The organism is Algoriphagus ornithinivorans (assembly GCF_900115305.1).
GTDB classification, from domain to species: Bacteria; Bacteroidota; Bacteroidia; order Cytophagales; family Cyclobacteriaceae; genus Algoriphagus; species Algoriphagus ornithinivorans.
Map to the genome: position 1 here is coordinate 25,937 of NZ_FOVW01000004.1, position 13,713 is coordinate 39,649.

11 protein-coding genes are annotated in these 13,713 nt (G+C 38.4%); 4 read left to right on the top strand and 7 right to left on the bottom strand.

The features are described from left to right. The first annotated feature begins 1 nt into the window (after position 1). From BM073_RS06400 to BM073_RS06410, 3 genes are all read left to right on the top strand, one after another. Complete coding sequence (locus BM073_RS06400; RefSeq protein ID WP_091652113.1) at positions 2–844, top strand: N-acetylglucosamine kinase; 843 nt, start codon at positions 2–4, stop codon at positions 842–844. Positions 845–900: 56 nt separating this feature from the next. Beyond that, positions 901–1,737, top strand: coding sequence for an N-acetylmuramic acid 6-phosphate etherase (gene murQ / locus BM073_RS06405; RefSeq protein WP_262481187.1), 837 nt, complete (start codon positions 901–903; stop codon positions 1,735–1,737). A gap of 275 nt (positions 1,738–2,012) precedes the next feature. Next, positions 2,013–3,293, top strand: coding sequence for a pseudouridine synthase (locus tag BM073_RS06410; protein WP_091652124.1), 1,281 nt, complete (start codon positions 2,013–2,015; stop codon positions 3,291–3,293). A 67-nt stretch (positions 3,294–3,360) separates the two neighbouring features. Here BM073_RS06410 and BM073_RS06415 read toward each other — a convergent pair whose 3' ends face one another. Then, positions 3,361–6,663 carry a T9SS type A sorting domain-containing protein gene (locus tag BM073_RS06415; RefSeq protein WP_091652128.1) on the bottom strand — a complete coding sequence of 1,101 codons (3,303 nt, stop codon included), beginning with the start codon at positions 6,661–6,663 and terminating at the stop codon, positions 3,361–3,363. Between the two features lie 716 nt (positions 6,664–7,379). On the opposite strand from BM073_RS06415, the gene BM073_RS06425 reads away from it, so the two are divergent. Further along, positions 7,380–7,577 (top strand): hypothetical protein, encoded by a 198-nt coding sequence (locus tag BM073_RS06425; protein WP_091652137.1) that lies wholly within the window; start codon positions 7,380–7,382, stop codon positions 7,575–7,577. A 59-nt stretch (positions 7,578–7,636) separates the two neighbouring features. On the opposite strand, the gene trxA is transcribed toward BM073_RS06425, so the two are convergent. The 6 genes from trxA to porG form a co-directional block, all read right to left on the bottom strand. Beyond that, positions 7,637–7,942, bottom strand: a complete 306-nt coding sequence (gene trxA, locus BM073_RS06430) for a thioredoxin (RefSeq protein ID WP_091652141.1) — start codon at positions 7,940–7,942, stop codon at positions 7,637–7,639. Between the two features lie 124 nt (positions 7,943–8,066). Continuing rightward, complete coding sequence (locus BM073_RS06435; RefSeq protein WP_091652146.1) at positions 8,067–8,636, bottom strand: OmpH/Skp family outer membrane protein; 570 nt, start codon at positions 8,634–8,636, stop codon at positions 8,067–8,069. A gap of 17 nt (positions 8,637–8,653) precedes the next feature. Beyond that, positions 8,654–9,184, bottom strand: coding sequence for an OmpH/Skp family outer membrane protein (locus BM073_RS06440; RefSeq protein ID WP_091652151.1), 531 nt, complete (start codon positions 9,182–9,184; stop codon positions 8,654–8,656). Positions 9,185–9,273: 89 nt separating this feature from the next. After that, on the bottom strand, positions 9,274–11,970 hold the full coding sequence (locus BM073_RS06445; protein ID WP_091652155.1) for a BamA/OMP85 family outer membrane protein: 2,697 nt from the start codon (positions 11,968–11,970) through the stop codon (positions 9,274–9,276). A 97-nt stretch (positions 11,971–12,067) separates the two neighbouring features. Further along, positions 12,068–12,805 carry an undecaprenyl pyrophosphate synthase gene (locus BM073_RS06450; protein ID WP_091652158.1) on the bottom strand — a complete coding sequence of 246 codons (738 nt, stop codon included), beginning with the start codon at positions 12,803–12,805 and terminating at the stop codon, positions 12,068–12,070. A gap of 83 nt (positions 12,806–12,888) precedes the next feature. Beyond that, positions 12,889–13,638 (bottom strand): type IX secretion system protein PorG, encoded by a 750-nt coding sequence (porG, locus tag BM073_RS06455; protein ID WP_091652162.1) that lies wholly within the window; start codon positions 13,636–13,638, stop codon positions 12,889–12,891. Positions 13,639–13,713: the final 75 nt, after the last annotated feature.

Genomic DNA, 13,713 nt, shown 5'->3' on the forward strand with positions numbered 1-13,713 from the left:
AATGATATTAATAGCAGATAGTGGTTCCAGTAAGACAGACTGGAGAGTAATTCATCAGGATGGAAAGATTTCCCAGCATAGAGGTGTTGGCTTCAACCCATATTATCAGACTGCCGAAGAAATGGCTATTCAAATGCGGGATGAGTTTCTTCAGAATCTATCTGATGAAATTGAGCAGATTTATTACTACGGTGCAGGCTGTTCCGCACCTGAAAGAAAAGCTGAAGTTGTACAAGCTTTAAAATCCATTTTTCCTGATTCTGCTATAGAAATTGATCATGATTTAGCTGCTGCTGCTCATGCTACCTGTGGACATCAGGCCGGGATAGCTTGTATTTTGGGCACAGGTTCAAATAGCTGCGATTATGATGGAGAAAAAATTGTGGATTCCAGACCCGCTCCGGGATATATTCTGGGGGACGAAGGAGGTGGAGGATATATTGGCAGAAAGCTACTCCGGGATTTTATCAACCAAGAAATGCCCTCTGAAATCTTTCAGGAATTGAAGGTTAGATTTCATTTAACGCAGGCAATCATACAGGATCATGTTTACAGGCAGCCCTTTCCTAATAGGTACATGGCTAGTTTTTGTAGATTTATTACGGAACATGCATCCAACCCTTACTGCTATCGCTTATTCTATGATTCTTTTATTGAATTCTTCGAAAAGCATATCTTTAAGTATAAAGACTGCAAGTCTAAACAAGTTAATTTTGTCGGCTCCATTGCCTTCTATAACTCAGATATTTTGAGAAAAGCAGCAAGGGATCAAGGCTTACAAGTAAATTTGATAATAGAAAGCCCTATAGCAGGATTGACTCTGTATCATCAGAATAAATTATAAATCTATTCTAGGGAAAAGAGTCCTCATTCCTTTGGTTTGGAGCATTCAAAAAAGATATAGCGACCCAAAAAAATCTATCAAAAATGAAAGTGACAGAAAGTACCTCTTACTATGATAATCTGGAGCAAATGTCTATTCCGGAATTATTGGAAAATATTAACCGGGAAGATCATAGAGTACCTGAGGCTGTCAAAGAGGTTATTTCAGTCATTACATCCCTGGTAGAAGAGATTGTTCCGAGGATGGAAAGGGGAGGGAGACTAATCTACATTGGTGCCGGTACTTCTGGCCGGTTAGGCATTTTGGATGCCTCAGAGTGCCCTCCCACCTATGGAGTGCCTCATGATTGGGTCATTGGATTGATAGCTGGAGGGGATGCCGCTATACGCAAAGCCGTAGAAAATGCCGAGGATGATGCAAATCAAGCCTGGAAAGATATTCAGGAATATGGATTCAACCCAGATGATACAATCATTGGTATAGCCGCTTCTGGCACGACTCCTTATGTAATTGGAGGTGTGAAAACAGCCAAAGAAAATGAACTTCTAACTGCCTGCATTACCTGTAATCCAAATTCTCCCTTAAGTCAGGAAGTGGACTTTGCAATAGAAGTAGTCGTAGGTCCCGAGTTTGTCACAGGAAGCACTAGAATGAAGGCTGGAACTGCCCAAAAATTAGTATTGAATATGATTTCTACTACGGTGATGATCAAATTGGGAAGAGTAAAAGGGAATAAAATGGTAGATATGCAGCTTTCCAATGCCAAGCTAATTAACAGAGGAACCTTGATGATCATGGAGGCTACGGGCTTGGACGAGGAAAAAGCAAGAGAATTGCTCCTTTCTCAAGGTTCAGTAAGAAAAGCAACAGAATACCATTATAAAAACAAGTAAATCTCTTACTTAACTAGTAAATATCCTTGGAATGGCTGTATCTTTGCAGCCCAATTAAACGATTGAAATCCAATTGTTTATTTAAAGTTTATGTATATCCGCTTTTTTTCCGCTGAATGGGAAAAATTGTTCAGTTTTAGCCTTATGGATCAGAATCCGAAAACTTCGGTCTTCAGTCTTCTGTCTTCTAGCTCGATGAACAAAGAAAATATGTCAATTGGAAGGATTTGCGGATGATCAGTTAAAAATTAATACAGCAGTGATGTTGCATACTTATGAAAAAAGATAATTCAAGAAAACCATTTTTTGACTCTAAAAAATCTGAATCCTCAGATTCCAAAAAATTCCAAAAAGGCAAGCCGGCTCCTAAGTCCAAGTTTGGTTCAAAAGACTCCGATAAAAAGAGTTTTGGACCAAAAAAAGATTGGAAAAAATCTGACACTTCAGCTAAATGGGATAAAGAAGACAAGCCTGGGAAGAGACCAAATTTTAGAAAAGATGAGGGAAAATTCTCCAATTCCAGTCAAGGAACGGAGAAAAAACGCTTTTTTGGAGCTAAGCCTGAATCAGGTTCCGAATCAGGCGACTTCAAAAGAGAGCCTTTCAAAAAATCATTCAAGAAAGATTTCCAAGCAAAGCCTGAAGGAGATAAGCCAAGAGCTTATTTAGGAAGAGGGAAGGATCAAAAGCCTATTTATGGAGAAAAGGAAGTAGGCAGAAGCCCTAAGCCTGCAGGGAAAAAGGGTTTTGGGAAAAACCGTCCCAGTCGCTTTGAAATGGATCAAAACCGTCCTGATTATAATTTCGATGCTTTGCCAGCGAAAAAATCTAAGGGGTCAGAAGGATCTGATTTAATTCGATTGAATAAATACATTGCCAATTCCGGAATTTGCAGTAGGAGAGAGGCCGACGAATTGATCGCTCAGGGATTGGTCACAGTGAATAATGAGGTCATTACTGAGCTAGGATATAAAGTAAAGAAAGCGGATCGGGTAGTTTATCAAGGAAGAAGAATTAATCCTGAAAAGCCGGTGTATGTTCTATTGAATAAGCCAAAGGACTTTATCACTACGACCGAGGATCCGATGGAGCGTAAAACAGTGATGAAGTTGGTGGAAAATGCCTGTGAAGAAAGAATATTTCCAGTAGGTAGATTGGATAGAAATACTACGGGACTACTATTATTTACCAATGATGGAGAATTGGCTGCCAAGCTTTCTCACCCTTCCAATGAGATCAAAAAAATCTATCAGGTAACCTTAGATAAACCTTTGACCAAAAAGGATGAAGAAGCTGTTTTGGAAGGTTTGACATTGGAAGATGGTCCTGCTAATGTAGATGACATGCAAGTGCTTTCTAAGGATCGTAAAATTCTAGGTCTTGAAATTCACATTGGACGAAACAGGATTGTAAGAAGAATATTCGCTCACCTTGGCTATGAAGTGACTGCCTTGGACAGAGTAATGTTTGCTGGATTGGATAAAAAAGACCTAAAACGGGGACATTATCGTTTCTTATCCGAAAAGGAAGTTATTAAACTGAAATTCTTTGTTTAAAATATAAAAGCTCCATTTGGAGCTTTTTTTATTTCGATTTTATAATTCCGTACTATAGTTTCAAAAATTAATTGAGTACAATTTTTTTAACCTCAAGGCCCCGAAGTGAATACAAACGAAGGAAATAAACACCTCTAGGAAGGTGGGTAAGGTCAAATTCATGACGCTTATTATCCATTTTTAAATTATCAAGGATTACCTTACCTGAGATATCCACCAATATACCTGTCACATCCTCTAAATTGATATTCATAGCTTTTAAACAAATATTACCGGTGCTTGGATTCGGGAAAATGTCAAAAGAAGGATATTTATTATTTTCTTGAATAAGGCTAATTCCTATCACTTGAAAAATTTCCGTATTTCCATCAAAATCAGTTTGGGTTAATCTATAGTATTGGCGCCCATACCTTGGATCCAAATCATCAAATTCATAGTGCAAGAGTTCGGAAGAATCTCCAGCACCTGGAATAATCGAAATAACTTTCCAAGTTGAACCATCCTCTGATTTTTCTAAAGTAAAGAAAGAGTTATTCCTTTCAGTTAATGTTTTCCAAGAAATTTTTATTTTCTCATTTCTAATTTGGGTTGCTTTAAATTCCATAAGCTCAATTGGAAGAACTCTAAATGAATTTCCAATCGATAGTAAACCAAGGTTTGTGGTATTACCTGCTGAAATTGTTCCGCCACTCGAACTTCCTGTTACTGTTCCACCGAGGTTGACCCAAGAAGTTCCATCCCACCAAATACTTACTAGCTCAGTAAAATCGATTATAGGTGATGTACGTGGGGCACTATAGCTCAAGGTGATACTTCTATTGAGGCTTCCGTTTCTCCTTTCCAAATTCCAATGTTCGACTCTATTCATTAGGCCAATCGATGCATCTCTCGAACTAGTATCAGTTGGTATGTCTACAGGAGGGATTCTAAAATATTGGGCTAAATAAACGTCATTATTTGCCGCACCACCAGCCCCACCTAAGGTCAATGGTGCAAAGTAGCCTCCGTTTCCAATGGGGAATTCGAAATTATCATTTCCGATCTTGATTGCAGGCCCATCAATGTGGCTATTATCTGAAGTATTAACAATGGCTGCAGAACTTACCCCGTCATCAAATGAAATAATGTTTGTTGGATCGGTATAAATTATTCCATTTGAAAAATTGGCATTTATATCCACCAGCATAGGTACTCGCATTCTCAAGGATCCCGAGGTATTCATTAAAATTCGTAGGACAATCGGAGAATTTGAAACATCTCCGAACCATTCTTGAGAAGAGTTTCCATTTATCTCTACTGTTCCGTTGCCTAGTCCAAATGAAATTGGGATAGTTGAACCAATAGTAGAAATATTGCCTGCAAACGTACTGATATTATTATAAGCCGGTTCAATTGAACCGCTAGAGGTTGAGATAAAGCTGACTTGCTGAGTGAAAGTATCTCCGTTTGTAGAAGCTAGTCTCAGTCTGAAGTTTGAACTGTTTGTAAAGTTAACGGCACCAAAAGTATTACCCCCTGTCCAATTATTGTGACCACCTCCTGTTTTGGTAAAATTTGCAACTCCTCCTAAGGTTGAAAAATTATTTGCTCCATTGGATGTAAAATTAGCTGCAATAAAATTTCCATTTCTTGCGAACGTATTTGAATTCTGAAAATTAATTGTCCCTGGAGATGTCACTCCAATATCTCCAAGAAATATAGAGTTGTTTGAGGTAAAGGTGCTGACTGTAAAATTACCATTTGGGAAATTTTGCAATTGAGTGAAATTATTAAATTCTAATAAGCTTCCTGTCGAAAAATCATTGGTGATAACTCCCCCTACTTGTAGTACTGAGGTTCCTCCCGCCTCTCCAAATCTCACAGTTCCGTTTGGATTGCTGTTATTGATAGTTATCTGTTGAGCAAAATCATTTGTTCCTGAGTGGGCTATTCCTAGAAAGTTTGTACCGTTGTTTGAAAAAACAGTTGTGGAATTGAAACTATCTCCCTGATTATTTGCTAATCGTAACCTACTATTGGAGTTATTTATTACTTCTAGAGTACCAAAAGTGTTTCCCCCAAACCAATTGTTATTAGTCCCCGTTGAATTTTTTATAAATCGAGCCACTCCGCCATTGACTGCAAAACTGTTCCCCGCGGAGGTCATTTGAATGCTTCCTCCTGTAAAGTTTCCGTTTCTGGCAAAGGTATTGGTACCTGTGAAATTGATAGTATTTGCAGTAACTGTGAAGTCTCCTTGAAATGATGAATTAATGGAGGTAAATGTATTAACTGAAAAATCACCATTTGCTATGTTTTGAACTTGGGTGAAATTATTGAATTCCAAAATGTTACCTGATGAATATGCAGTTGTGACTACAGCTCCAGAAGTCAGGGTAGAAGTTCCTCCTCCTTCTCCAAATCTAATACTACCTCCTCCATTTGAGTTGTTAATCTCAATGGTTTCCGCAAAACTATTTGTGCCTGAATATGCGATTCCCAAAAAGTTTGTACCATTATTTGAAAAACTGGAGCCACGCAAAAAGGTGTCACCTGTTGCATTGGCAATTCTAAATCGGCTATTGGTATTATTTGTAAAACTTACAGTGCCAAAAGTATTCCCTCCTTGCCAGTCGTCATTTCCACCTCCATTTTTTACAAAGCTTGTACTAGTTCCAGGTCTGACACTAAATTGATTTATTCCATCTGCATCTAAATTCCCTCCGGATATAAATGAATTATTACCATCGAATATATTGTCCCCAATAAAAATTACATTTCCACTAGAGTTTACCGAAAAGTCGCCTAAAAAAATAGAATTCGTAACTGTAAAACTGGCAACTTGAAATGATCCATTTGAGGCAGTCTGAATCTGAGTGAAATTTCTTATATCCAAGCTTCCGACTGAAAATGATCCATTGATCAGCCCACCAGAATTTAATGTTGAAGAACCACCTCCTAATCCAAAACTTATTGAACCATTGTTAGCAAAATTGTCTAATGTAATTGTTCCGTTAAACTGGCTTACGCTTGTATAAGCAATTTGCAAATTCCCAGTTGAACCTTTAGTAAATCGAACAGTAGAATTGAAAGTATCACCAGATCCGTTGGATAATCGCCAAAATCTATTGCTATCATTTCTAATTGTAGTCGGTCCATTGAATATGTTTCCACCACTGTTATTGTCATTCGACGAGCCTGTTTTGATCAAGCTTACTGTTCCATTGAATGTAGTATTTTCTAAATCCACATAACTATTAGCTGTGATTGCACCATTACTGATAGTCCCTCCTCTAGAACGGTAATTTCTAGTTACACTCAATTGATAGCCCCCTAAATCTAAACTTCCTGCAATAATGGTAAAATCTCTGACTGTAATATTACCAGTCATTATTAGGGGGTTTGGGGCTGCAGGATTTGAAATGACCACGTCGGATCCGGGACCGGGGACAGTTGTAGGTGCCCAATTGGACGCGACATTCCAATTAGAGTTGGTTAATCCAGTCCAAGTTTGTCCAAAGGCGAATCCTAGGCCTAAGTACGTTAAAATAAAAAGAAAAAATACCTTTATAGTTTGATGATTGAGCTTTTACAAATTTAACCATTCTTGTAAAAGTTCAATGATAATTTTTATTTTATAAAAAAAATACTTGTTAATCCTTTATTTTTTCCCTGATCAAATATTGAAGTTCACTTATATATATTCCCAGTTAAAATGATCTGTAGGAACTTGCATATAAATATTGGTGTGTTGAAACTACCTCAAACATAAAAAATTATGTCAAAGATTTTTTTCATATGCAGCTATTCAGCACCTTTTCTAAATATCGCTTGGTGATCATCCCTCCATTTTTCGAGAAAACTCTTGGTTTGACGAGGACTGCACCATTCTGAAAAAATCGGGTTTCGGGATTTGTTCAATGAAGATCTGATGCTTCTCTATTCAAGAAATATTGGGATTAAAACTTTCTTTTCTGGGAGGAAATTCAATCAAAAATGGCTCAATATTCGACTCCATTCCTTCTTGAACCAGATAGAAAATCAGAACTATTTTTTATCACAAGTGTTGAATAGTAGTAAGAGTAAACTTTTAAACACACAACCATTATGGAAATTACTAGAAAAGCTAAAGAAGAATTGGAAAATAGAATCGATAGAATTGAAGAGTTTATCGGCAAAAAAGGATTGGGATCAAACTACCTACAAAAAGCAAAAAAAACGCAAAGAGATATCAATTTGGCCTTGGCAGTAGGAGGGGTGATTATGATTGCCGGTGTAATACTCTGGATGAAAAGTAAAGATTAATAGGTCATTTTTTCTAAGCATTCTTTTACTGGACGCTAACCTATAAAGAGAATCTTTTTTTAGGTAAAGCCTTTTAAGGCCTTTTCCAAATCTCTTTTGGTAATGATCCCGCCCTTTCTCCAAAGAATTTTGCCTCTCTTGAAGAGTGCATAATGAGGGATTGATCTTACTGCAAATTGCTGCGCAAGCTGAGGATATTTATCAACGTTCAGTTTTAAAAGCTTTATTTTCCCGTCAAGCTCTTTGAGAACCTCGGAAATAATTGGATCCATGGTTTGGCATGGTCCGCACCAATCCGCGTAAAAATCCACTAAAATGGCATCTTGGCTTTTGCTGAGTTTGTCCTTGATCGATTCCTTAGGCATGCGGTAAAAGTAAAGGATTCTATAGAGCTACAAAAATTCAAATAAAAGTTAGCTCAGATCAATTTGGCCTAAACAAAAAAACCGACCCACTATGTGGATCGGTTTTTTTATATTCTTGGAGTAATTACTCCTGCATTCTTGGTCTGGTGGAATCCAAAGTACCTGGTGCCTTAGGCATTTCTACCCCTAATTTTGCCAATACCAACTCAGTAAACTTATCTTCTTCTTTGGTATAAAGAAGGATAGGAGCTTGTCCTGCAGTCTCAGCAAATACATGAGTATAGTTATTTTCAGCAGCTACAGCGTTAATTGCATTGATTACTTTAGTCTGTACAGGGTCTAATAGTTCCTGTAATTTTCTTTGATAGCTAACTTGAGCATCTTGCTCATATTTCTGCAAATCTTGCTGAAGTTTAGTAAGCTCCTGCTCTTTTGCAGCTCTAGCCTGCTCAGTCATAGTACCAGCTGCTTGCTGATAAGACTGTACTTGTCTTTGGAAATCCTGAGCTTTTGTTTGAATATTTGTTTGAAGTTGGGTTTGATAATCCTGAATGTCAGCACCGATTTGCTCCATTTCAGGCATCAAGTCCATGATAAATTCTACATTGGTATAACCAATTTTTACTTCCTGCGCTTGGGCGACAAATCCTACGCAAAGCAATGCGATTGCGGAAAGGATAACTTTAACTTTCATACGTTTAGATTTTAATTTTAATTGTTGTCTTCTATTCCTAACTCTTCCAAAACAAACTCTGAATAGTCATGTCTTGGGTCTGTGTAAATAATTCCCGAAGGTACGGAGGCTTTGTCAAATAACATGGCCAAATTGTTTTTTCTGGACACCCGCTCTATGGCATCATAGATCTTTGACTGCAAAGGTTGTAAAAGCTCCGCCTGCTTTTGGAAATATTGTCCATCAATACCGAATATACGGCTATTGAATTCCTGAGATGCCTTCTCTTTTTTCTTGATCTCCTGCATCCTATTCTGATACATTTCCTCTGTCAATAGAACTTCTTCAGCCTTTAGCTGAACGTACATTTCTTTGATCTCTTTATCCAAACTTTGTGCCTCTTTCTTCCAGTTGTCGCTGAGCTTTTGTAGCTCCTGCTGCACAATTTTATAATCTGGATGCTTATTTAAGATATACTCTGAATCTATATAACCGAACTTTTGTGCCTTTAGAGAGCCAGAAAGCAGGATTAAGAAAAGCAAAAGTACAATTTTCGATGAGTTATTCATGTGACATCAATTTGAAGATTCAGCTCTTAAACGAGCGTTGTTCCCTTAAATTTTGACATAAATTAACTAATCTCGCACTCATTTCAAGCTTATCTAAACTGCTGACCAATGGTAAAGTGGAATTGTGGACCACTTCTTCTGGTTTCTCCAGGTATTTGATCAAATCCATAACCCCAGTCTACACCTAATAATCCGAAGGCTGGCATGAAGATTCTTGCACCCACACCTGCTGATTTTTTCAGATCGTATGGATTGAAGTCCTTATAAGATCCCCAGTTGTTTCCGGCTTCAGCAAAGGTTAATAAGAATATCGTTGCTGATGGGTTAGGAGAAACCAAGAATCTAAGCTCCATGACATATTTGTTGTAAACCACACCACCAAAAGGATCAGGGTTAGCCGTACCTCTCGTTTCTCTTCCTGGAGTAATCGATTGATTTTCGTAACCTCTTAGACCGATGATTTCCTGACCCAAAGCAAAGTTGTTGAAGGTCATACCGTCACCACCCATGACAAATCTTTCCAAAGGAATCAATCCAATTCTATTTCCATAAGAACCTAAGAAGCCCATGTGTGCTCTGGCACTTGCCACAAATTTGGTGGATCCAAAAAGTGGAGTATAGACAGAAGCATCAAACATCCATTTATGATATTCCAACCACTTATATTTTTCCTCATCACTTGATTCAGAATTCAAGTTCTGATTCAAAGAAGTATAAGGTGGAGTAAATGAAGTGGATAACATGATATTCGATCCAAATCTTGGATAGATTGGATTATCCACGTTATTTCTTGCAATCGTATTGTTGATTGTTAAGCTATTAGATCTTCCGGTTGGATAACTTAACCCGAAGGATGTTCCAAATTGATCGAACTCATAAATCTGGAACTGAAGTGAGTTGGAAACGCTAAAGTAATCATCCGGCCAGGTTACTCTTTTTGCTAATCCAAGAGTTGCTCCTGTTATTTTGAAAAAGCCTAATTCATTTCCAAAGTTTGCTCTATTGAAGAAGTCAACCTGTCTTTGTACAGAGTGGTTAAAGCTAAAGCTCAAGGCATTTGGTTTCTTACCTCCAAACCAAGGCTCGGTCAAGGAAAGAGAATAGTTTTGGAAAGAACGTCCATTGGCCTGAACTCTCAAGGATAATTTTTGTCCATCACCTACAGGAAGTGGATCCCATTTATCAAAATTGCCGATGTTTTTGATGGAGAAGTTGTTGAAAGTAAGTCCAACAGTTCCAACGAATCCAAAGAAGCCTCCCCATCCACCGGATAGTTCGATCTGATCATTAGGTCTTTCTTCCAGTTCGAAAGTGATATCCACCGTCGCTGCTTCGAAATTAGGACGAAGGTCCGGATTGATTTTCTCAGGGTCAAAGTATCCTAATTGGGATAATTCCCGGATCGTACGTACCAATAAGGCTCTGTTGAATTTCTGACCAGGGAGAATCCGGATTTCACGCATCACCACGTGATCAGAAGTTCTTTCATTTCCTTTGATGCTGACAGAATTTACAGTTACCTGCGGGCCTTCAAAAATCCTCATTTCCAAATCAATGGAATCGCCGACAACATTAACTTCTATCGGCTGTATATTGAAGAACAAATAACCATTATCCTGATAAAGGGAACTGACATCATCTCCCTTTTGAGGATCATAATTCAGGCGCTTATCTAGCTTTTCTTTATCGTAAACGTCACCTTTTTGAATACCAAGTTTGGCAGCCAACACCTCATCAGGGTGAATGAAATTACCGGTGAATTCAATATTTCTATAGTAATACTTTCTTCCTTCTTCTAGCTCTATATCAATGTTGATCTCATCTTTCCCAAACTTATAAACAGAGTCTTCGACAATTTTGGCATCTCTGAACCCCTTGCTTTGGTAGAAGTTGATTACGTTTTCTTTATCATTTCTATATTCCTTAGGAATGTATTTGGACCCGGCAAAGAAATTTAGCTTAAAGTTTTTGTTGATGTAAGTTTTAGCGTCCTCTTTGGAAGCCGAATCAGTATGTAAAACTGCATTCCCAATGTCCTCAGGAGTAGCAGCCGTAACTCTGGAATATATATCCCGGAACACACTTACCCTCGCATGCTCTTTGGTTTTCTTCAACTTCCCCTTCACTTTGGAATCAGCGATCTCCTCATTTCCAAAGATTCTGATTTCATTGATCTTAACTTTGGAGTTTTGATTAACATCGAATCGGAGCTTGACAGAATTGGGAAGTGTTGTATCTCGTTCTTGAGTCACTTTTACATCCGTATTCAAAAAGCCTTTGTCCACAAAGTACTTTTGGATATTACGCTGCGCGGTGTTGAGAACGTCCTCCCGAACTACTCTTCCTCGAATATTGACTTTGTCTCTCAGTTCACTTTCCTGAGTTTTATTGATTCCCTTGAATTCTACTCTGGAAAATCTAGGTCTTTCAGTTAAATCCAATAGCAAGGAGATATCCTCACCTTCCACTTTGGTCACTAAGATTTTTACATCTCCAATGATTCCTTGATTCCAAAGCTTTTTCAAAGCATTCGAAATAGCCTCACCGGGAACTTCAATTCTATCATCGACTTTCAAACCGGAAAGGGATAGAATGGCGGTTTCGTCCAAAGTGGTAAGACCAACAGCTTTTATTTCTGCGATTCTATAGGTTTCTGGTTTGGAATAATTTAATTCCAAAATATTCACCGGTCTAGACGATGTATAACGGCTTTGCCCCAAACGAATTTGAGCCATTGCAGAACTTGCCCAGATCAGACAAAACAGAATCAGTAAACTTCTTTTCATAAGACTATAATTTGACCAAGATGGTCATATGGAATCTCGCTTTACAATTTTCATTTGCTGAAATGAGAATTGAATTAAGCTTGACTACAATCATTACCTAAGGTTTAACTTGCTCTCCGGTTTTACCAAATCTTCTTTCCCTTTTTTGGAAATCCAAGATGGCTGCTTCCAGATGCTCTCTTCTAAAATCCGGCCATAATACAGGAGTAAAATGTAGCTCTGTATAGGCCAGTTGCCACAGGAGAAAATTACTAATCCTGTACTCCCCACTGGTTCGGATCATCAATTCAGGATCTGGTATTCCTGCGGTTTCTAAATGCTCCGCTACCAAATTTTGATTGATATCCTCAACCTTCAATTTCCCCTCAGAGATTTTTTGAGCAATGCGTTTGGTCGCTTGGGTTAATTCCCACTGTCCGCTGTAGCTTAATGCCAAGATGACGGTGAGACCGGAATTCGTAGAGGTTATTTTTTTAGCCTCCATTAGTTTTTCGTATGCCGAAGGAGGGAGGCTGTCAATATCGCCTATGCTTTCTAATCGGATATTGTTATTCATCATCATGGGCACTTCATCGGTAATAGTTTTTACCAATAATTCCATGAGACCATTCACTTCATCTTGAGGTCGGGACCAGTTCTCGGTGGAGAAAGAAAATAGGGTTAGATATTTCACTCCCAGGTTTTCTGCTCCCTCTATTGCATCTTTTACAGCCTGAATCGCATGTCTGTGGCCGAATATCCTCATGGCGCCTTTTTTCTTGGCCCAACGGCCATTGCCGTCCATGATAATTGCAATATGTCTGGGGATCCGCTCTCTGTCTAGTACTTCCTTCATTACTTGGGTTCAGAATACCTTACATTTTTGGAGGTACAAAAATGCTATTTCTTTTCCAATAATTAAGCCTAAGACTCAATTAATTAATAGGCGTAGCATTTGGTAGAAGCGATGGTATAGCTAAGTGTCACACCCAAAAAGTAATACCAATCCTTGTCATACGGGTTTCCATAGTTGATCCCATAGGGTTGATTAGGATTGGCCGGATCTTGAAATCTGGGTATTGGCGGTGTTCTACTATCTACCTTATCCAGATAATCCGTAAATGTGGCTCTAATGCCAGCTTCGACTGCCAGTGTCCACCTGTCATCAAGCCTGTATTTTACCCCTCCTCCAAATGGAATTACCACGGTACCTACGTTATACCTTTCCGAAAATTGGAAAGCATAGGTGTTTCCTTTTGCAAAGAAGTGAGAATAACCTATTCCAAAGAATGCATAAGGAGACCAGAAAAATTCAGAATCATTTCGAAGAAAATCCAGGAAATTAAATTCCATAATGGCTGTTCCTTCAATAATCCCTCCTCTGAATCTTGCATCTCTTCTCTCTGCTACCAAGTCATAAGGTCTTACACTATCGGTAGCTCTTAGAGTACCGGCTGTCAAACCAAGCCGAAGCGTCCATACATTGTCAAAATTTCTCTTGCCAAACAACGTGCCGTGAAGACCTAAGTGGTCCAGATCAATTTTCCTCAGGATATCCCCGGTATATGCCGTGGTACCCAGTCCGCCACCTATTTCATATTTCTGAGCCTTTGCTTCCGAAAGAAAACAAAGACCTAATATAGAAATACAGACTAGTGTTTTGAAAATCTGAAAATTGACCTTTTTCAAGACGATGCAAGTTATGAAGTACCCAACGTTTAAAAAACGCTGTCTAGTATGATTGCGGTTAATATTTGTTAAGCT